The 19,826-nt window shown below is 72.0% G+C and carries 16 protein-coding genes; 4 read left to right on the forward strand and 12 right to left on the reverse strand.

Going from position 1 to position 19,826, the window contains the following annotated elements; translation table 11 throughout:
• Together PVE36_RS12025 and mfd are read right to left on the reverse strand one after the other, a co-directional pair.
• The gene (locus PVE36_RS12025) at positions 1-522 is read right to left on the reverse strand and encodes a hypothetical protein (protein WP_277452652.1); all 522 of its coding nucleotides are present in this window, start codon (positions 520-522) and stop codon (positions 1-3) included.
• Positions 523-571: 49 nt separating this feature from the next.
• A complete protein-coding gene (gene mfd, locus PVE36_RS12030) occupies positions 572-4,207 on the reverse strand; it encodes a transcription-repair coupling factor (RefSeq protein WP_277452653.1) in 3,636 nt (1,211 codons plus the stop codon).
• A gap of 123 nt (positions 4,208-4,330) precedes the next feature.
• Between mfd and PVE36_RS12035 the strand changes: the two genes are divergently transcribed.
• On the forward strand, positions 4,331-6,301 hold the full coding sequence (locus tag PVE36_RS12035) for a TPM domain-containing protein (protein ID WP_277452654.1): 1,971 nt from the start codon (positions 4,331-4,333) through the stop codon (positions 6,299-6,301).
• Between the two features lie 106 nt (positions 6,302-6,407).
• The gene (locus tag PVE36_RS12040) at positions 6,408-7,124 is read left to right on the forward strand and encodes a PspA/IM30 family protein (RefSeq protein ID WP_277452656.1); all 717 of its coding nucleotides are present in this window, start codon (positions 6,408-6,410) and stop codon (positions 7,122-7,124) included.
• Between the two features lie 3 nt (positions 7,125-7,127).
• On the opposite strand, the gene pth is transcribed toward PVE36_RS12040, so the two are convergent.
• The 3 genes from pth to PVE36_RS12055 form a co-directional block, all read right to left on the reverse strand.
• Positions 7,128-7,715, reverse strand: coding sequence for an aminoacyl-tRNA hydrolase (pth, locus tag PVE36_RS12045; protein WP_277452657.1), 588 nt, complete (start codon positions 7,713-7,715; stop codon positions 7,128-7,130).
• Between the two features lie 76 nt (positions 7,716-7,791).
• A complete protein-coding gene (locus tag PVE36_RS12050) occupies positions 7,792-8,469 on the reverse strand; it encodes a 50S ribosomal protein L25/general stress protein Ctc (RefSeq protein ID WP_277452659.1) in 678 nt (225 codons plus the stop codon).
• 181 nt (positions 8,470-8,650) lie between these two features.
• Positions 8,651-9,661, reverse strand: a complete 1,011-nt coding sequence (locus tag PVE36_RS12055) for a DMT family transporter (protein WP_277452660.1) — start codon at positions 9,659-9,661, stop codon at positions 8,651-8,653.
• A gap of 73 nt (positions 9,662-9,734) precedes the next feature.
• On the opposite strand from PVE36_RS12055, the gene PVE36_RS12060 reads away from it, so the two are divergent.
• The gene (locus tag PVE36_RS12060) at positions 9,735-10,277 is read left to right on the forward strand and encodes a CGNR zinc finger domain-containing protein (RefSeq protein ID WP_277452662.1); all 543 of its coding nucleotides are present in this window, start codon (positions 9,735-9,737) and stop codon (positions 10,275-10,277) included.
• Between the two features lie 200 nt (positions 10,278-10,477).
• On the opposite strand, the gene PVE36_RS12065 is transcribed toward PVE36_RS12060, so the two are convergent.
• Positions 10,478-11,449, reverse strand: coding sequence for a ribose-phosphate diphosphokinase (locus PVE36_RS12065; protein ID WP_277452665.1), 972 nt, complete (start codon positions 11,447-11,449; stop codon positions 10,478-10,480).
• Positions 11,446-12,930: a bifunctional UDP-N-acetylglucosamine diphosphorylase/glucosamine-1-phosphate N-acetyltransferase GlmU gene (gene glmU / locus PVE36_RS12070; RefSeq protein ID WP_277452668.1), complete on the reverse strand. Its 1,485-nt coding sequence runs from the start codon at positions 12,928-12,930 to the stop codon at positions 11,446-11,448. Before glmU ends, PVE36_RS12065 begins: the two co-directional genes overlap by 4 nt.
• A 233-nt stretch (positions 12,931-13,163) precedes the next feature.
• Here glmU and PVE36_RS12075 point away from each other — a divergent pair, with 233 nt between their 5' ends.
• A complete protein-coding gene (locus tag PVE36_RS12075; protein ID WP_277452671.1) occupies positions 13,164-13,997 on the forward strand; it encodes a peptidoglycan-binding protein in 834 nt (277 codons plus the stop codon).
• 21 nt (positions 13,998-14,018) lie between these two features.
• On the opposite strand, the gene ptsP is transcribed toward PVE36_RS12075, so the two are convergent.
• The 5 genes from ptsP to PVE36_RS12100 form a co-directional block, all read right to left on the reverse strand.
• A complete protein-coding gene (ptsP, locus tag PVE36_RS12080; protein WP_277452673.1) occupies positions 14,019-15,707 on the reverse strand; it encodes a phosphoenolpyruvate--protein phosphotransferase in 1,689 nt (562 codons plus the stop codon).
• A gap of 5 nt (positions 15,708-15,712) precedes the next feature.
• Positions 15,713-15,985, reverse strand: coding sequence for an HPr family phosphocarrier protein (locus tag PVE36_RS12085; RefSeq protein ID WP_277452674.1), 273 nt, complete (start codon positions 15,983-15,985; stop codon positions 15,713-15,715).
• Between the two features lie 73 nt (positions 15,986-16,058).
• Entirely contained in the window at positions 16,059-18,062 is a 2,004-nt protein-coding gene (locus tag PVE36_RS12090) for a fructose-specific PTS transporter subunit EIIC (RefSeq protein ID WP_277452676.1), read from the reverse strand.
• A 23-nt stretch (positions 18,063-18,085) separates the two neighbouring features.
• A complete protein-coding gene (gene pfkB / locus PVE36_RS12095) occupies positions 18,086-19,045 on the reverse strand; it encodes a 1-phosphofructokinase (RefSeq protein WP_277452678.1) in 960 nt (319 codons plus the stop codon).
• A complete protein-coding gene (locus PVE36_RS12100) occupies positions 19,042-19,803 on the reverse strand; it encodes a DeoR/GlpR family DNA-binding transcription regulator (RefSeq protein WP_277452682.1) in 762 nt (253 codons plus the stop codon). The genes pfkB and PVE36_RS12100 overlap by 4 nt, the downstream gene beginning before the upstream one ends.
• Positions 19,804-19,826 lie beyond the last annotated feature (23 nt).

The raw sequence follows: 19,826 nt of genomic DNA on the forward strand, positions 1-19,826 counted from the left end.
TCAGGGCATCTCCGGCGTGGTGCTCGGGGACTTCAGCCAGTTGGGGCTCTCGCCGTCGGGGCGATAGCGCGGGCTGATGGTGACGTCGAGGTCCCGGACCTGCTGAGCGACCTCCTGTTGCTGCTTCTGGTCCAGCTGCGAGTACACGGCATTGGCCCGGAAGAAGTCCACCGTCGTCTCGGAGGGCGACGGGACGGCCTCGTCGAGCTGCTTCTCGATCGTCGCGGCGGAGGGCACCTGGATGTCGTTCTCCTCGCCGTAGGCGAGCAGTGTCGGCACCTGGATGAGGCTGCTGATCAGCTGGTCGGGGCCCACCTCCTGCGGCGGCTGGCCGCTGGCCTCCGCCTGCGCTGCGACGACCTGCCCGACCTCGCGGCTGCTCTGCTGGGCCTGGGCGACGGTGATCTCGTGGCCCTCGACGATGGCGGCCGGCGCGGTGATGCCGGGGTCCTCGAGCCCGTCGGTGCCACCGCAGGCACCCAGGGTCAGGGCACCGCCGAGCACGAGTGCTGCGATCCGCACGGAACGTCGTTGTCTGCTGCCGGGCACGGCCTGTCCTTTCATCACGTCCTCAACGGGAGCGCGAGGTGTCGCGGGGCGGGTTCGCCCCAGTGTCCACGATGACATTGTCGAGCATGATCTGGTTGACCAGGTCGGTGGCCCACTGCAGCACCTCCGTGTCGCGAAGGGGGCTGCCTCCGACCCGCGCCGTCATCGGCTTGGGGACGAGCACCGTCTGGGTGCCCTCCTTGTAGCTCGACTTCGGGTACAGGCGGGCCAGGCGCAGCTGCTGGCTCTCCTTCAGCTGTGCCGGGGCGAAGCGCACGTTCTTGCCCTGCACCACGACGTCGCTCAGACCCGCGGCGCGCACGACGATGCGCAGCCGGGCGACGGCGACGAGGTTGCGCACCGGCTCGGGCGGCTCGCCGTAGCGGTCGGTGAGCTCCTCCACGATCTCGGTGAGGTCCTCCTCGGTCTCCGCGGAGGCGAGCTTCTTGTAGGCCTCGAGGCGCAGCCGCTCGCCCGGCACGTACTCGTGCGGCAGGTGGGCGTCCACGGGCAGCTCGATCTTGACCTCGGACGGCGCGGCCTCCCCTTCGCCCTTGAAGTCGGCGACCGCCTCGCCGACCATCCGCACGTACAGGTCGAACCCGACTCCGGCGATGTGGCCGGACTGCTCGCCGCCGAGCAGGTTGCCGGCACCGCGGATCTCGAGGTCCTTCATCGCGACCTGCATGCCGGAGCCGAGGTCGGTGTTGCTCGCGATCGTCGTCAGCCGGTCGTGCGCCGTCTCGGTCAGTGGCTTGTCCGGCGGGTAGAGGAAGTAGGCGTAGGCGCGCTCCCGGCCACGACCGACACGACCACGCAGCTGGTGCAGCTGGCTCAGGCCGAACTTGTCCGCCCGGTCCAGGATGAGCGTGTTGGCATTGGAGATGTCCAGCCCGGTCTCGACGATCGTCGTGCACACGAGCACGTCGAAGCGCCGCTCCCAGAAGTCCAGGACGACCTGCTCCAGCCGGTGCTCCCCCATCTTGCCGTGGGCGGTCTCGACGCGGGCGTCCGGCACGAGCTCGCGGATGCGGGCGGCGGTCCGCTCGATCGTGCTGACGTTGTTGTGCACGAAGAAGACCTGCCCCTCGCGCATCATCTCGCGGTGGATCGCTGCGGCGACCTGCTTCTCCTCGTACGGCCCGACGAAGGTGAGCACCGGGTGGCGCTCCTCGGGCGGCGTCGCGAGCGTGGACATCTCGCGGATGCCGGTGACGGCCATCTCGAGGGTGCGCGGGATCGGGGTCGCGGACATCGCGAGGACGTCGACGTCGGTGCGCAGGGCCTTCAGCTGCTCCTTGTGCTCGACCCCGAAGCGCTGCTCCTCGTCGATGATCACCATCCCGAGGTCCTTGAACTTCACCTCGTTGCCGAGGATGCGGTGGGTGCCGATGACGAGGTCGACGGACCCGTCCTTCATCCCCTCCAGCACCGCCTTGGCCTCCGCGTCGGTCTGGAAGCGGCTGAGTGCCTTGACCGTCACGGGGTAACCGGCGTACCGCTCAGAGAAGGTGTTGAGGTGCTGCTGGACGAGCAGCGTGGTCGGGACGAGCACGGCGACCTGCTTGCCGTCCTGGATGGCCTTGAAGGCCGCACGCACCGCGATCTCCGTCTTGCCGTAGCCGACGTCACCGCAGATGAGCCGGTCCATGGGGAAGGACTTCTCCATGTCGGCCTTGACCTCGTCGATGGTGCTCAGCTGGTCCGGCGTCTCGATGTGGGCGAAGGCGTCCTCGAGCTCACGCTGCCACGGGGTGTCCGGCCCGAAGGTGTGGCCCGGCGTGGCCATCCGAGCGCTGTACAGGCGGATCAGCTCACCCGCGATCTGCCGGACGTGCCGCTTGGCCTTCGACTTCGTCTTCTGCCAGTCACTGCCACCCATCTTGTTCAGCGCCGGCGCGTCACCGCCCACGTAGCGGGTGACCTGGTCGAGCTGGTCGGAGGGGACGAAGAGCCGGTCGCCGGGGTGGCCGCGACGGGAGGGCGCGTACTCGATGACGAGGTACTCGCGGGTGGCACCGCCGATGGTGCGCTGGATCATCTCGACGAAGGACCCGACACCGTGCTGCTCGTGGACGACGTGGTCCCCCGGACGCAGCTGCAGCGGGTCGACCTGCTTGCGGCGGCGCGACGGCATCCGCCGCATGTCCCGGGTGCTGGCGGCCCCGCTCGACCCCAGGAGGTCGGCCTCGGTGAGCACGGCGAGCCGGTGGTCCTCGGCGACGAAGCCGGTTCCCAGGCTGGCGCGGGTGATCGTGACGACACCGTCGGCGAGCTCGACCGGCTCGTCCTCGTCGGCGACGCGGGTGGGGACGTCGGCGCCGCGCAGCACCTCGGCGACGCGCGCGACGAGCCCGGCGCCGTCGGTGGCGATGAGCACCCGCCGGCCCGCGGCGGTCCACTCGGCGAGCTGGGCGACCGCGGCCTCGGTGTTGCCCCGGAACTTCGGCGGTTCCGCCGCGGGGACCCGCAGCCCGACGTGGTCGTGCGCGACCCGGTCGTCCATGTCGGCCGCCAGCGCGTCGAGCTCCTCGTCCACGGCGAAGGGGGTGATGCTCCACCACGGCAGGCCCAGCTCGAGCGCGTGCTCGCGGGCCTGGGCGAGCGTCCAGTGGGAGGCGGTGCCGAGGACTCCCTCGAGGTCGATCGGCACCACGTTGCCGGCCGCGGCGTTGGCCCAGCTGGCCTGGAGGAACTCCTCGCTCGTCGAGACGAGGTCGTGGGCACGGGCCCGGACCTTCTCGTGGTCGAGAACGATGACGCCGGCCTCCTTCGGCAGCACGTCGAGGATCGACTCCATCCCGTCGACGAGAGCCGGCGCCAGGGACTCCATGCCCTCGACGGCGATGCCCTCGGCCACCTTCAGGAGCATGTCGGCGACACCGGGCAGGTCCCCGGCGAGCGCGGCGGCCCGCTCCCGGACGGTGTCGGTGAGCAGGACCTCGCGGCACGGTGGGGCCCAGAGGACCTCGGTCGCGTCGAGGCTGCGCTGGTCGGCGACCTTGAACCAACGGATCTCGTCGACGGTGTCGCCGAAGAACTCCACCCGGATCGGGTGCTCCTCCGTCGGCGGGAAGACGTCGAGGATCCCGCCGCGGACGGCGAACTCGCCGCGGCGGTCGACGAGGTCGGTGCGCACGTAGGCGGCATTGGTCAGGGCTTCGGCGATGTCGGCCAGGGGCCGCTCGTCCCCGACGCGCAGCGCCACCGGCTCGAGGTCGCCGAGCCCCTTGGCGATCGGCTGGAGGACCGCGCGCACGGAGGCGATCACGTAGCCGAGGGGACCGTGACCGGCGCCCTGCTCCCGGGGGTGCGACAGACGGCGCAGCACGGCGAGGCGACGGCCGACGGTGTCGCTGCGCGGGCTGAGCCGCTCGTGCGGCAGGGTCTCCCAGCTGGGGAAGGTCGCGATGAGCTCGGGGTCGACGAACTCGGCGAGCGCGGCCGACAGGTCGTCGGCCTCGCGGGCGGTCGAGGTGATGATCAGCTGGGGCGCGTCACCGGGGGTGGCGCCGCCGATCGTGGCGACGGTCGGCGCCCGCAGGCCGGTCGGCGCGACGATGTCGAGCTGATCGGTGGCGGTGCGGTGTCGGGGGATGTCCGCGAGGCCGGGCAGACCGGCGATCGCGCTCAGGAGCGGGGCGAGGGAGGAAGACATGCTGGGGTCGATTCTGCCGTATCCACAGCGGTGGCCTTCCAGCCCTGCCCGCAACACTCCCGATGTGGCAACGTACGAGTGGCAGGCTGCACAGACAACGGGGACCCGGATCGGGGCACACGAATGACCAACCGCAGGCGACGTCGGACACTGCCGGCACTCGTGGCGGCGGTCTGCCTGCTGTGGTGCGGCGCCCTGACCGCCGCCGCCGCGCCGGTCGAGGCCCCCTTCGACCTGCCTGCCCAGATCACCGACCGGGCCGACGTGCTGCAGGACCCCGACGGCCTCCAGTCGGACCTCGATGAGCTCGCTGCGGAGGAGAACCTCCAGCTCTTCGCGGTGTACGTCGACTCCTTCGACGGCCAGAGCCCCGAGGAGTGGGCCCGGGCGACCTACGAGACCTCCGGCATGGGCGGTAACGACGTCCTGCTCGCCGTCGCCGTGGCGGACCGGCGCTACGCGATGTGGACGACGCAGGCCTCGGGCCTCGAGCCGTCCGACATCTCCGAGGTGCAGACCGACTTCGTCGAGCCGGCGCTGGCCGACGACGACTGGGACGGTGCCGTGACCGCCGCTGCCGAGGGTCTGGGCGAAGGGGGCGGCCCCGGCTTCTCGACGATCTTCTACCTGGTCGTCGGCGGGCTCTTCCTCGTCTTCGTCGCCGTCCCGGTCGTGTTGTCCCTCCGGAGGAAGGGATCCTCGGCGCCGGCCCCGGGGGCGCCCCAGCCGGTGATGACCGGGGTGAGCACCGACCAGCTGCGTCGGGACGCCTCGTCGGCGCTCGTCGACCTCGACAACGCCATCCGCTCGTCCGCGGACGAGCTCGCCTTCGCCGAGGCCCAGTTCGGCCAGCAGGCGACACTGCAGTTCACCGCCGCCCTCGAGCGGGCCAGGGCGAAGGCCGACGACGCCTTCCGCATCCAGCAGGAGGTCGACGTCGCCCGCGGCGCCGACCGGATGCTCGAGTCGGACGAGCGGGCCCGCCTGGCCGAGATCCTGGAGCTGACGGCGGCGGCCGACGACGAGCTGGACGCCCAGGAGAGCGAGTTCGCACGACTGCGGGACCTGCAGGCGACGGTTCCCCAGTTCCTCGCGTCGCTACGCACCCGCATCTCGGAGGTCACCGACCGGATTCCCGCTGCAGAGCAGGAGCTCGCCGGTCTCGCGGCCACCCATCCCCGCGAGTCGCTGACGACCCTGCGCGCAAACCTCGACCGCGCGCGCAAGCTCATCGACTCCGCCGAGGGATTCGTCGTCAGGGGTGAGGACCACGTCAGCGCCGACGACCGTCCGTCCGCGGTCGCGGCGGCCCGCGCCGCCGAGGACGCCCTGGGGCAGGCCGACTCCCGCCTGGAGTTCATCCTCACCGCCCGGGCCACGCTCGACGATGCCGTGGCAGCCCTGGACGAGGCACTGGCCTCGATCAGCTCCGACCTTGCGGACGCGAAGCGGCTGCAGGCCAACGACCAGGTCACCATCTCGGCCGTGGGCGAGGCCGAGCAGGCCGTCAGCGCGGGCACCGCGGCCCGGGGCGGCGGGGACGTGCTCGCAGCCCTGGCCGCCCTGGAACGGGCCGAGCACTACCTCGACAACGCCCTGATGCGCTACCGCGCGGAGGAGGACCGCCGAGCCGAGCGCGCCCAGCTGCTCGACCGTCGGTTCCAGCACGTGCGCTCACGCATCGCCACCGTCGAGAGTGAGCTCAACACCCACCGCGGCCGGGTCGATGCCCGACCCCGCACCCAGCTGCGCGAGGCCCAGCGCCTGCTGCGGGAGGCCGAGGAGTCCCGCCCGCACGACCGGGACCTCGCTGCCGACCAGCTGAGCCAGGCGGAGGCGCACGCCGACCAGGCACTGCAGGCCATCCGGTCGCAGCAGCACCGGGACCCGTGGGACGGAGGCGGGTTCGGCGGTGGACCCGGGGGCGGGTACGGCGGCCGCCGTGGCGGCATCGACATCGGCTCCCTGGTCCTCGGCGGCATCCTCAGCGGCGGCTTCGGCGGTCGCGGTGGGGGCTGGGGCGGCTCCTCCGGCGGCCTCGGCGGCGGGGGCGGCTTCGGCGGGGGCGGCTTCGGCGGAGGTGGCCGCTTCTGACCGGGCGACGACAGCGACCAGCACGGTCCAGCGGCCAACGCTCGCCCGGACCGACACGATCGATCCGCACCACGACCGGCGGTCCCACCGCCAGGAGGAGAGCACCATGACCACGAAGCAGACCATCCTCGGCCGCGTCAGCCAGCTGGCCAAGGCGAACATCAACTCCCTTCTCGATCGCGCCGAGGACCCGGAGAAGATGCTCGACCAGCTCGTCCGGGACTACAGCAACTCCATCGCCGAGGCCGAGGAAGCCGTCGCGCAGACGATCGCCCACGTGCGGATGGCGGAGAGCGACCTGCAGAGCGACCGGGAGGCCGCGACAGAGTGGGGCCGCAAGGCCGCCGCCGCCGTCAGCAAGGCCGAGGAGCTCACCGCCGCCGGGGACACCGCCGGGGCCGAGAAGTTCACCAATCTCGCCAAGGTGGCCCTCAAGCGCCAGATCACGCACGAGAACGAGGTCAAGGACGCCGAGCCGCTCATCGCCAGCCAGAACGCGACCGTGGAGCAGCTGAAGTCCGGCCTGGTCGACATGAAGAGCAAGCTCGAGGACCTGAAGTCCCGCCGCTCCGCCCTGGTCGCCCGAGCCCGCTCCGCCGAGGCCCGGGCCAAGGTCCAGGAGGCCGTCGGCTCCCTGGACGTCATGGACCCCACCAGCGACCTCGGTCGCTTCGAGGAGCAGATCCGTGAGCAGGAGGCCATGGTGCAGGGCCGCGCGGAGGTGCAGTCCGCCTCGTTGGAGGACCAGTTCGCGGAGCTCGAGGACCACAGCCAGGACTCGGAGATCGAGGCCCGACTCGCTGCGCTGAAGAACGACTCCTGACCCTCAGCGCGGGGCGTGGACGACCTGCTGGGCGTCGGTCAGCCCCTTCTCGATGACCAGCTCGACCGCGTCGGCGGCGTCGTCGAGGACGAAGGGCAGCTCCTTGCGCTCGGTGGAGGAGAAGTCCTTGAGCACGTACGCGGCCGCGTCCATCCGGCCCGGCGGGCGGTCGATGCCCACGCGCACCCGCACGTAGTCCTTCGTCCCGAAGGAGGCGGTGATCGAGCGCAGCCCGTTGTGACCCCCTTCGCCCCCACCCCGCTTGAGGCGCACCTGGCCGAAGGGGATGTCCAACTCGTCGTGGATGACGATGGTGCGCTCCGGGGGGACGGAGAAGAAGGTCGCCAGACCCTTGGTCGCGCCACCGGAGAGGTTCATGTACGAGTGCGGGATGCCGATGATCGTGCGGGTGCCGGGCACCGGGCCCAGCCGCACGGACTCGGCGCTCGCACCCGCCTTGTGCGCCCGCAGGCGGACCCCGGCGCGCTCGGCGAGCAGCTCGACGACCATGGCCCCCACGTTGTGGCGGTTGCCCGCGTACTTCGGTCCCGGGTTGCCCAGGCCCACCACCAGCCACGTCTCGTCGGTCACGGGGTCACTCTAGGCAATGACGAAGGGCGGGACCCCCGGTGTCGGGGATCCCGCCCTGTCGTGGCGGTCGAGTGGGTCACTCCTCGTCGGAGGACTCCTCGCCACCCTCGGCGGCCGGGGCCTCGGCGGCCTCGGTCTCGGGCTCGTCGTGCTCGACACCGGCCTCCTCCTCGGCCTCGGCGAGCTCGGCCTCGAGCGCCTCGGCAGAGATCTGCTGGGTGACGTTGACGACCAGGGTCTCCGGGTCGGAGACGAGCGTCGCGCCCGAGGGCATGGTGACGTCGCTCGCGTGGATCATGGTGCCGATCTCCGCGTCCTCGACGGAGACGACGAGGTTGTCCGGCAGGTTCATCGGGTCGGCCTCGATCTCGAGGGTCTGCGCGTCGACGGTGACGACCGTCTCGGGGGCGGCCTCGCCCTCGACGTGGACCGGGACCTCGACGACGACCTTCTCGCCCTTCTTGACGATGACGAGGTCGACGTGCTCGATGATCGGCTTGATCGGGTCGCGCTGGACGTCCTTGGCCAGGGCGAGCTGGTCCTTCTCGCCCTCGACGGCGATCGTCAGCAGGGCGTTGGGGTTCTTCAGCGCCTGGAAGGTGTCGTGGAAGGGCAGGGCGAGGTGGATCGGGGCCTCGCCGTGGCCGTAGAGGACGGCCGGGACCTTGTCGGCGCGACGCAGCTTGCGGGCCGCGCCCTTGCCGAACTCGGTGCGCTTGTCGCTGGCGAGACGGATCTCGTCGTGCTTGACCATGGGAACTCCTTGTGGGGGCGGGTGCCCGCGCAGGGAGCGGGCGTGTCTCGTGGGCGGTGGCCTCGACGCGGGACACGGCGCGGACGGATGTCGACGCGCGGGCGAACCCACGGGGCGGCACCGCGTCGATCACGGACCACTGCGACCGTGCAGCGTCCCTCGCCGAGGCAACCCGTTGATCCTAGTGGACCTCCTCGGAGGCACCAAACTCGGCGAGGACGGCGGGGTCGACGTCGTCGGCGGGCACCGGCCGCGCTGCCGGGGCCCTCCCTTCGCCCAGCTTGACCGCGACGACGCCGGCGAGGATCGCCACTCCACCGAGGACCTGGACGAGGGACATGGACTGGTCGACGAGCACCCAGGCGAAGGCGATCGAGAACAGCACCTCGCTCAGGCCGACGAAGGAGGCGACGGTGCCCCCGAGCAGTCGGGCGGACGCGATGCCGGCCGCGTAGGCGACCGCTCCCGCGACGACGGCCAGCTCGACGACCGCGACCCACCACGGCACGGACCACGCCCCCAGCTCGACGGGCTCGGTCGACGCGCTCATGGGCAACCACCCGAGCGCAGCGCCGATGACGAGCACCAGCGCACCGACGGCCAGTCCGGCGCCGGCGAACCCGATGGGCGGCAGTGCCTCCTCCTCCTGTGCGGAGACGAGGAAGAAGACGACGAGACCGACCGCCGCGAGGACACCCCACACGACGCCGACGACATCGACCTGGGCCCCGGAGAAGACGTCGAGCACGAGCACGAGACCGAGGACGGCGGCGACGACGCCGAACGCGGTCAGGCCCGACGGCCGTCGACCGTGGCGCAGCCAGATCCACGCGACGATGAGCACCGGCGCGAGGTACTCCAGCAGCAGTGCGACGCCGACGGAGAGGCGCTCCACCGCCATGAAGTACGCGAACTGGCACCCGGCGACCGCGAAGAACCCGTAGGCGACGATCCGGCCGGCGTTGCGGCGCACCAGGTGCCAGTGCCCGCGCATGGCGAGCGCGGCGGGGACGACCATGAGCAGCGCCGCACCGACGATCCGCGCGGTGACGACCGCGCCGGCACTCCACCCGGTCGCCATCAGCGCCGAGCCGAAGGTCCCCGACGAGCCGAAGGTCGCCGCCGAGAGGAGGGCGACCATCAGGCCGAGGACGAAGGGCGTCTGCCGCGGGGCGGCCTGGATGGATGACACGGGCGGTCCTTGGATCATGAGTGAAGTAGCCTGTTGCCCATGACGCTAGACCTACCCAGCATCAGGAGTCAACATGACTTTTGCCCATGACACGGAGGTCGCGCTGCGGACCGCCGCGGCGCTGGTGAACACCGCCGCCGGCGACGACGAGGACTCGCTGACCACGACGGACGGGTTGCGGGACTTCTACACGGAGTGGGGCTGGACCGGGCGGGTCACTGGGGATGCGCAGGAGCTGGACCAGGTGCGGGCGCTGCGGCCGCGGCTGCGCGCGGCGTGGGGCGCTGGGTCCGACGAGGAGCTTGCCGAGCTCGTGAACACGCTCCTGCGCGAGGGCCGGGCACTCCCCCAGGTCGTCACCCACGGTGACTACGGCTGGCACATCCACGCCACGCCGTCGGACGCACCGCTCGCCGTGCGGATGCAGGTCGAGGCGGCGATGGCCCTCGTCGACGTCGTCCGCGCCGACGAGCGCTCCCGGCTGCGCACCTGCGCCGCCGAGGACTGCCAGAACGTCCTGGTCGACCTCTCCCGCAACCGCTCGCGCCGTTACTGCGAGGGCGGCTGCGGCAACCGGCTCGCCGCCGCGGCCTACCGCTCCCGGCGTGAGGGCTGACCTGCGGAGCGGACGACAAGGTGGGGATGGGCACGACTCAGGCCAAAGCCCGGACCGCGGGGTCGAGGTGCGCTCGAACGTCGAGTCGTCCGGGCTTTGCGCCAAGTGCCCGCCCCAGCTTGTCGGCCGCGACGCCCGGGCAGCACAGCGAAAGGGCCGGTCACCGTGCGGCGACCGGCCCCCCCCTTCGCGCTCGTGGATCAGGTGAAGAGGCTGGTGACCGAACCGTCCTCGAAGACCTCACGGATCGCGCGGGAGACGAGCGGCGCGATCGAGAGCTCGGTCAGGCAGTCGAAGCGCTGCTCCTCGGTGAGCGGGAGGGTGTCGGTGACGATGATCTCCTCGGCCGCGCAGGACTCCATCCGCTCGACGGCCGGGCCGGAGAAGATCGCGTGCGTCGCGGCGATGATCACGCCGGCGGCGCCGTCGGCCATGAGGGCGTCGGCGGCCTTGGTGATCGTGCCGGCGGTGTCGATCATGTCGTCGACGAGCACGCACCACCGGCCCTCGACCTCACCGACGACGCGGTTGGCGACCATCTCGTTGGGCCGGTCGATGTCGCGCGTCTTGTGGATGAAGGCCAGCGGCACTCCCCCGAGCTGCCGCGACCACTGCTCGGCGACCTTGATCCGGCCGGCGTCCGGGGAGACGACGGAGAGCTTGCGGTCGCCGTACTTCTCGTTGACGTAGCTCGCGAGGATGCGACGGGCCATGAGGTGGTCGACCGGGCCGTCGAAGAAGCCCTGGATCTGGTCGGTGTGCAGGTCGACCGTGATCAGGCGGTCGGCCCCAGCCGTCTTGAACATGTCGGCCATCAGGCGCGCGGAGATCGGCTCGCGGCCGCGGTGCTTCTTGTCCTGGCGCGCGTAGCCGTAGAAGGGCATGACCACGGTGATCCGCTTGGCGCTGGCGCGCTTGAGCGCGTCGACCATGAGCAGCTGCTCCATGATCGACTCGTTGATCGGCGTGGAGTGGCTCTGCAGCACGAAGGCGTCGCAGCCGCGGACCGACTCCTCGTAGCGGACGTAGATCTCACCGTTGGCGAAGTCGTACGCGCTCGTCGGCACCAGCTCGGTGTCGAGCTCCGCGGCCACGGCGTCGGCCAGAGCCGGGTGGGTGCGTCCGGTGAAGACCATGAGGTTCTTCTCCGGAGTCTTGTGGATGCCGGTCACTGGGTGTCCTCGCTGCTGTCGGGGGTGGGTTCGGGCGAAGGGAGCTGTGCTGCGGCGTGCGCGGCGGCCGCGGTCGAGGTGCCGGCGCGTCGCAGGTCGACCCAGCCCTCGATGTTGCGCTGTCGGCCGCGGGCCACGCCGAGCTGGCCCGGGCCGATGTCGTCGATCACGGCGGAGCCGGCCGCGACGTAGGCCCCGTCCCCGATCTCGACGGGGGCGACGAGCACGGAGTTGGAGCCGACGAAGGAGTGCCGGCCGACGACCGTGCGGTGCTTGCCGACGCCGTCGTAGTTGGCGACGATCGTGCCGGCGCCGATGTTGGCCCCCGCCCTGATGTCGGCATCGCCGGCGTAGGTCAGGTGGGGCACCTTGGCGCCCTCACCGATGGTCGTGTTCTTCGTCTCGACAAAGCCGCCGATCTTCCCCTTCGCTCCGAGCACGGTGCCGGGACGCATGTAGGAGAAGGGGCCGACGGTGGCGCCGGCACCGATGACGGCGAGGGTGCCCTCGGCGCGCCTGACCTCGGCTCCGTCCCCGACCTCGCAGTCGGTGAGGGTGACGTCCGGGCCGATGACGGCCTCCGCGCCGATCGACGTGGCACCCACCAGCTGCGTGCCGGGCAGGACGGTCGTGTCCTGGCCGATGCTCACGTCGACGTCGATCCACGTGGTGTCCGGGTCGACGATGGTCACGCCGGCGCGCATGTGCCGCTCGCAGGTGCGGCGGTTGAGCTCCTTGCCGAGCTCGGCGAGCTGGACCCGGTCGTTGACGCCCTCGGTCTGCCACAGGTCGGTCAGCACGTGCGCGGCCACCCGGCCACCCGCGGTACGAGCGAGCTGGAGGACGTCGGTGAGGTACTTCTCGCCCTGGGCGTTGTCGGTGGTCACGTTGGCCAGCTCGCGACGCAGGACGGCGGCGTCGAAGGCGTAGATCCCCGAGTTGATCTCCGTGATGGCCCGCTCGTGCTCGGTCGCGTCCTTGAACTCCACGATCCGCTCGACGTTGCCGTCCGCGTCGCGCACGATCCGGCCGTAGGACTTCGCGTCGTCGAGGACCGAGGTGACGACGGTGACGGCGGCCGAGGCCTCGACGTGGGCGCGGGTCAGGTCGCCGAGCGTCTCCGCGGACAGCAGCGGAACATCACCCATGGTGACGACGACGGTCCCGGTGAGGTCGGCGGGCAGCGCGCTGAGTCCGCACTCGACTGCGCGGCCGGTGCCCTTGACCTCGTCCTGGTCGGCGATGGTGCACGCCCGCTCGACGCGGGCGCTGAAGTCCTCGACGAAGGCGGCGACGCGGTCTCGCTGGTGGCGGATGACGACCACGGTCTGCGCGGCCCCCGCGGCCGAGGCGGCTCGCATCGCGTGACCGAGGAGCGGGGTCCCCCCGATGGGATGGAGGACCTTGGGGAGGGTCGACTTCATCCGGGTGCCCTCGCCCGCGGCGAGGATGATGACTGCGTCGGGGCGGACGTCGTTCACGCGATGTTCTCCGGGAGCTCGGGTGTGCGGCTGGACGTCTGGGCCGCCCGGCCACTGTATCCGCCTCTCGGCGGGTGGCGTGCCACGGGGACCCACGCTCTGCTGTCCGGCGGCTCGCCGTGCCGCTCGCCGCACGGTCGGATCGAAGGGGGTGCCCGCCGTGGCGTACGGGAGGAGACTGGCTGTGACGCGCACAGGGGAGCGCGCTCCGCCAACGGGCTCGGGGGTTCGTCATGAATGTCACGCCGTGGTATCCACTCAGCGCCGGGGACGGGCGCTCGGGGCTGGTCATCGGGGTACAGCACCTGCTGCGGCACTCGGGGCACCCGATCGTCGCCGACGGGATCTTCGGTCCCGCGACCGAATCGGCCGTGCGCGACGTCCAGACGTCCGCCGGGCTGCCGTCCACCGGCGAGCTCGACCGGGACACCTGGCCGCAGGTGGTGGTCCCGACCGGCCCCGGGGACTCCGGTGAAGCCGTGATGGCGATCCAGGCGACCCAGCCGGGGTCGTTCATCGACGAGCCGCTGCTGCTGGTCGACGGGGACTTCGGTCCGGTCACAAAGGAGCGGGTCCGTCGCTTCCAGCGGATGTGGGGCCTGAACCGGGACGCCATCGCGGGGCCGGAGACCTGGAGCTTCGTCTCGGCCCCGTCGCGTGACCTGTGGCCGCTCGCCAAGGTCGGGCAGACCATGACCGGCAACTGGCGGCTGCGCGCGGTGCAGCACCTGCTGGTCCGGCACGGTGCCGGCCTGACCGTCGACGGCGACTACGGTCCCGCGACCGGCGAGGCGATGCGCCAGTTCCAGCTGGATCTGAGAGCGCGGTACGTCAGCACCACGACGGGCCAGCTCGACTGGCCGGCGTTGGTCGTCACCGTCGGCCCCGGTGACACCGGTGCTGCCGTCGCGGCGGCGCAGTCCCTGGTGTCCGTCACCGAGGACGGTGACTTCGGCCCGGTGACCGAGCAGGCCGTCAGGGACGTCCAGTCGGTCTTCCTCCCGCCCGCCGACGGGATCGTCGGACCGCGGACCTGGCACGTGCTCGTCGTGCCGAAGTCGGAGTGACGCGCTCCCCGCGTCGGCGCATCACAGGATGCTCGTCAGCTCCCCGGCCGCCTGCCCGGCCACCGTTGCCCGGGCCTCGGCGGCGGTCCTGGCGTCCCGTGCGACGGCGGCCAACCGCTGGCAGTCCGGCAGCGAGTGCGTGGACAGTGCGAACCGGACCAGAGCCACCTTGCTGGGCGCCATCGACAGGCTCGAGACGCCGAGTCCCACCAGGACGAGCGCCAGGAGCGGGTCCCCGGCCGCCTCGCCGCACACGCCGATGGGGGTCCCGGTCACCGCTCCCCCGTCGCACGCAGCGGCGACGACGTCGAGGACCGCGGGCTGCCACGGGTCGAGGAGGTCGGAGAGCGCACCCTGCATCCGGTCCGCTGCCAGGGTGTACTGGGACAGGTCGTTGGTGCCGATGCTCGCGAAGTCGACATCGGCGAGCACGTGCCGGGAGCGCAGCGCGGCGGCCGGCACCTCGATCATCACGCCGGCCTTGGCCAACCCGTGCTCGCGGACGCGACGGGCGAACCAGTCGGCCTCCTCGGCGGTGGCCACCATCGGTGCCATCACGCGCACGTCCGCGCCGGTGTCCGTCGCCGCGACGGCGAGGGCCGCGAGCTGGGAGTCGAGCAGGTCGGGGCGCTCGGCGGACAGCCGCAGACCGCGCCGCCCCAGGGCGGGGTTCTCCTCCGGACCGAGGTCGGCGAAGGCGAGCGGCTTGTCGGCGCCGGCGTCGAGGGTGCGTACGACGACACGACGATCGCCGAAGGGGGTGAGGACCCTGCGGTACACCTCTGCCTGCTCTTCGACGGTCGGGGCCGTGGCGGCCGAGAGGAAGACGAACTCGGTACGGAAGAGGCCCACGCCCTCGACGTCCTCGGCGGCGGCGGCGACCGCGTCCTCCACGTCGCCGATGTTGGCCAGCAGGGGCACGCCGTGGCCGTCGAGGGTGCGCCCCGGACCGGACGAGCCGGCCAGCGCAGTGGTCCGGCGCTCCCGGCGGCTCGCCAGGTCGGCGACGAAGGCCTCGCTCGGCTCGATCGTCACCGCCCCGGTGTCACCGTCGACCGCCACCGGGGTCCCGGCGGGCAGTGCGAGGGCACCCTCGCACTGGACGACCGCGGGGATGCCCCGCTGTGCGGCGAGGATGGCGGTGTGGCTGGTGCGCCCGCCGCCGCTGGTGACGATGGCGAGCACGAGTGCGCGGTCGAGCACGGCCGTCTCGGCGGGCGCGAGGTCCTCGGCGACGATGACGCTCGGGCCGGTCAGCGAGGGCACGCCCGGCGCCGGGACGCCGAGGACGGCCGCGACGGCTCGCGCCCCCACGTCCCGCAGGTCGGCGACGCGTTCGGCGAAGTAGCCGCCGAGCGCCTCGAACTGCACGACGAACTCCTCGATCGCGGCCTCGATCGCGCTGGCCGGCCCCTTGCCCGCTGTGAGGTGCTTCCCGGCGGCCTTGTGCAGGCTCTTGTCGCGGGCGATGAGGGCGGTGGCGGAGAGGATCTGGGCAGCGGTGTCCTCCGCACGCCCGGCCCGCTCCTCGAGGTCGACGGCGACCGCCTCGAAGGCCACCTTCACCTCGACGAGGGTCGCGTCGGGGTCCTTCGGCGCCGGCTCACCCTCGGGCGCGCGGACCGGTGGGGCCACGAGGACCACCGGGCCGTACGCGCTGCCCGGGGAGACGCCGATCCCGCGGGAGGTGCCGCGACCCCCTTCGCCCATGGAACTCACTCCTGCGCGTCGAGGTCGGTCTCGAGGAGGGTGACGAGCCCGTCGAGGACGGCATCCGCGTCCTCGCCCTCCGCCGTGAGCTCCACCGTCTCCCCGTGCTTGGCGCCGAGCGCCATGACGCCGAGGATGCTCGTCGCGTCGACCGGCTCCTCGCCCGGGCGGGCGATCTCGACGTCGAGGCCCGACTCGCTGGCCTGCTCGACGAAGAGCGCGGCGGGGCGGGCGTGCAGGCCGACGGACGAGGCGATGGTGGTGGTGCGACTGGCCATGGTTTCTCCTGGTGGTGTGGTGGTGATCGGCAGGCGCCCGGGGTCCATCGGGGACGTCCGGGATCCCACTCTGTCAGGCAGCGACCCGCTGCGCGCCGGCGTCGGAGGACGACGTGCGGGAGCCGATGGTCTTGAGGGCGACGACGATGGCGGTCATGACGAGCACCCCGACGACGAGGGCGACGACGAACATCAGGAAGTTGCCCATGAGGGGCAGCACCCAGATGCCTCCGTGGGGAGCGCGGAGGGTGACGCCGGCCGCGAGGGCGATCGCGCCGGTGGCGGCCGAGCCGACGACGGAGCCGGCGATGACCCGGATCGGGTCTGCGGCGGCGAAGGGGATGGCCCCCTCCGAGATGAACGAGGCGCCGAGGAGCCATGCGGCACGGCCGTTCTCGCGCTCCGGCTCGGAGAACAGGCGCGGTCGGACGGTCGTCGCCAGGGCCATGGCGAGCGGGGCGACCATGCCGGCGGCCATGACCGCTGCCATCACCTTCAGCTGGATCGCGTCGGTGGCCGTGCCCGCCGCGGTGAGCCCGGTGGTGGCGAAGACGTAGGCGACCTTGTTGACCGGACCTCCGAGGTCGAAGCCCATCATCGCGCCGAGGACGAGGCCGAGGACGAGCGCGCTCGTACCGCCCATTCCCTGCAGCGCCTCGGTGAGGTTGTCCATGAGCCAGGTGATCGGACGGCCGAGGACGGTGATGAAGAGCCCGGCGGTGATGAAGGTCGACAGCAGCGGGACGACCACCACGGGCATGACGCCGCGGACGCCGGCGTGCACCTTCCACCCGGAGACCCAGCGGGCGACGAAGCCGGCGAGGAACCCGGTGGCGAGACCGCCGAGGAAGCCGGCGCCCATGGTCGCGGCGATCCAGCCGCCCACGATGCCGGGGACGAGGCCGGGACGGTCGGCGATGCCGAAGGCGATGTAGCCGGAGAGGATCGGCACGAGGAAGCTGAAGGCGGCACTGCCCATGACGTACAGGAGCGCGGCCCACGAGGTGAGGCTGAGCAGGCTGAAGCTGTTGGCGACGTCGTACTCGCCCTCGGCGCCCAGGGCGTACTTCGTGATCTCGATGGCGCCCTGCTCACCGAGCGCGACCTGGGCGAGCATGAAGGACAGCGCGATGAGGATGCCGCCCGCGGCGACGAAGGGGATCATGTAACTGACCCCGGTCATGAGCCACTGGCGGATCTTCGTGGCCGTCGACGCACGCTCGTGCTCCCCCTCCGAGCGACTCGGCTGCTCGGACGACCCGACGCTCAGGACGTGCGACCCGTCGCGCGCGGCCGTCGCTGCTCGCTCGACCAGGTCGGGGGCGTCGGACACGGCCTTCTTCACGCCCACGTCGATCGTGGGCTTGCCGGCGAAGCGTCCCTTGTCCCGGACCTCGAGGTCGTGGGCGAAGATCACGGCATCGGCACGCTCGATCTCGCTGCGCGACAGGGGCGTCGAGCCTGCCGAGCCCTGGGTCTCCACGGCGATGGTGTGCCCCGCCTCCTTGGCGGCGACCTCCAGAGCCTCGGCCGCCATGTACGTGTGGGCGATCCCGGTGGGGCACGAGGTGACTGCCACGAGGTGCAGGCCGGCGGTCGCCCCCTTCGTCTCCTCGCTCGCCGGCTCCTCGTCCAGCGAGACGCGGGAGTTGACGATCTCGACGACCTCCGCCGGTGTGCTCGCCGCCTCGAGCGATGCGCGGAACTCCTTGTCCATCAACGCCTTGGCGAGCTTGGGCAGCATCTGCATGTGCGCGTCCCCGCCGCTCTCGGGGGCGGCAATGAGGAAGACGAGCGTGGCCGGGCCGTCCTTGGCGCCCCAGTCGATCCCCTCGGTGGGCCGACCGAAGACGAGGGAGGGTTCCGTGATCGCAGCGCTGCGGGCGTGCGGGATGCCGATGCCTCCGGGCAGCCCGGTGGCCATCTTCTCCTCACGGGCACGCACGTCGTCGAGGAAGGCCTCGACGTCCGTCGCACGTCCGGTGCTCGCCAGCGTCTCGGCGAGCACGCGCGTGGCCGCGTGCCGGTCCGGTGCGGCCAGGTCGAGCACGACCTGGGCCTCGTTGATCAGCGCCATCTCGGGTCCTTTCAGGGGGGTGCTCAGTCGCGGACGGCGAGGGAGCGGTCGGGAGTCGTGGTCAGGGTGGCGGGGATGCCGTCGAGGTCGGCGGGGCCGGGGACCCGGCTGCCGGGCAGCCGCACGGCCGCGGCTCCCCACAGGACCCCGGTGCGCAGTGCGCTCGCGGCGTCGGCTCCGGTGGACAGGCCGTGGAGCAGGCCGGCGAGCATGCAGTCGCCGGCGCCGACGGTCGAGCGGGGACGCTCGATCGAGGCGTGGGCGTGCACGGCCGTGTCACCGTCGACGAGCACGGCTCCGTCGCGGCCGAGGCTGACGGCGACCACGCCGACGCCACCGCGGACGAGGCCGGCGGCTGCGTCGACGACCTCACCGAGTGTGGTCAGGCTCGTCCCGACCAGCTCCTCGAGCTCGACCCGGTTGGGCTTGATCAGGTCGGGCGAGGCAGCCACCGCAGGACGAAGGGGGGCACCCGAGGAGTCCACGGCGACCTTCGCTCCGGCCTCGCGGGCGGACCGTACGAGCCGTGCGTACAGGTCCTCCGGCGCGCCGGGCGGGAGCGAACCGCAGGCCACGACCCACACGTCCCCGCCCACGGCGGACTCGACGCCCGTCGTGACCGCCTTGAGGAGCAGACGCAGCTCCTCCTCGTCGAGGCGCGGACCGGGCTCGTTCAGCTTGGTCGTCGTCCCGTCGGGCTCGACGGCGGTGACGTTCAGGCGGATCGACTGGTGGATCGGAACTCCGAGCCGGTCCACGCCGGCATCGGTGAGGAGCTTCTCCATGAGGTGCCCCTCCGGTCCGCCGACCGGCAGGACGGCCGTCGCTGCGACGCCGTTGGCGGTCAGGGCCCTGGCGACGTTGACTCCCTTGCCGCCCGGGTCGACGCGACTCGACACGGCCCTGTTGACGGCGCCGCGGTGCAGCTCGGTGAAGGCGACCGTGCGGTCGATGCTGGGGTTGGGGGTGAGCGTGATGATCATGCCCGCACCACCGCCATGCCCTCGGCGGCGAGCTCGGCCGCGGTGTCGTCGTCCAGGTCCGTGTCGGTGACGAGCAGATCGATCGACTCCGTGTCGGCGAAGCGGTGGAAGTGGTCGTCCCCGGCCTTGGTCGAGTCCGCGAGGACGACGGTCCGCCGGGCGGCACGGACCATGGTGCGCTTGGCCACGGCCTCGGCCTGGTCGGGGGTGGTCATCCCGCGAGACGGGGAGTAGCCGTTCGCGCCGATGAGCGCGACGTCGACGCAGACATCGGCGAGTGCGGAGACGAGCCAGTCACCGACGGTCGCACCGGTCCGACCGCGGACGCGGCCGCCGAGGACGTAGAGGTCGGTGTGCTCGTGCGACTGAAGGACGGCAGCGGTGTCGATCGAGTTGGTGACGACCGTCAGTCCCGAGCGGTCGGGGAGCAGCTCGGCCAGCGCCCTGGTCGTGGTGCCGCCGTCGAGGAGGACAGTGCCCTCGGAGGGCACCTCGTCGAGCGCCCGGGCGGCGATGCGGCGCTTGGCCTCGGCATTGCGGCTCGTGCGGGTCGCGAGCGGGGGCTCGACCTCGAGGCGCTCGACGGGCAGTGCTCCCCCGTGGACACGACGCACGGCGCCTCGACGCTCGAGCGCGGTCAGGTCGCGTCGGACGGTCTCGGTCGTCACCCCCAGGTCGGCGGAGAGGGCGAGCACCTCGACGCGGCCCTGCGCACGCGCGACCTCGAGGATGCGCTGCTGGCGTTCCGGTGCGTACATCGCCCTGGACTCCTTCGTCCCGT

This window comes from Janibacter sp. DB-40 (assembly GCF_029510815.1).
Taxonomy (GTDB): domain Bacteria; phylum Actinomycetota; class Actinomycetes; order Actinomycetales; family Dermatophilaceae; genus Janibacter.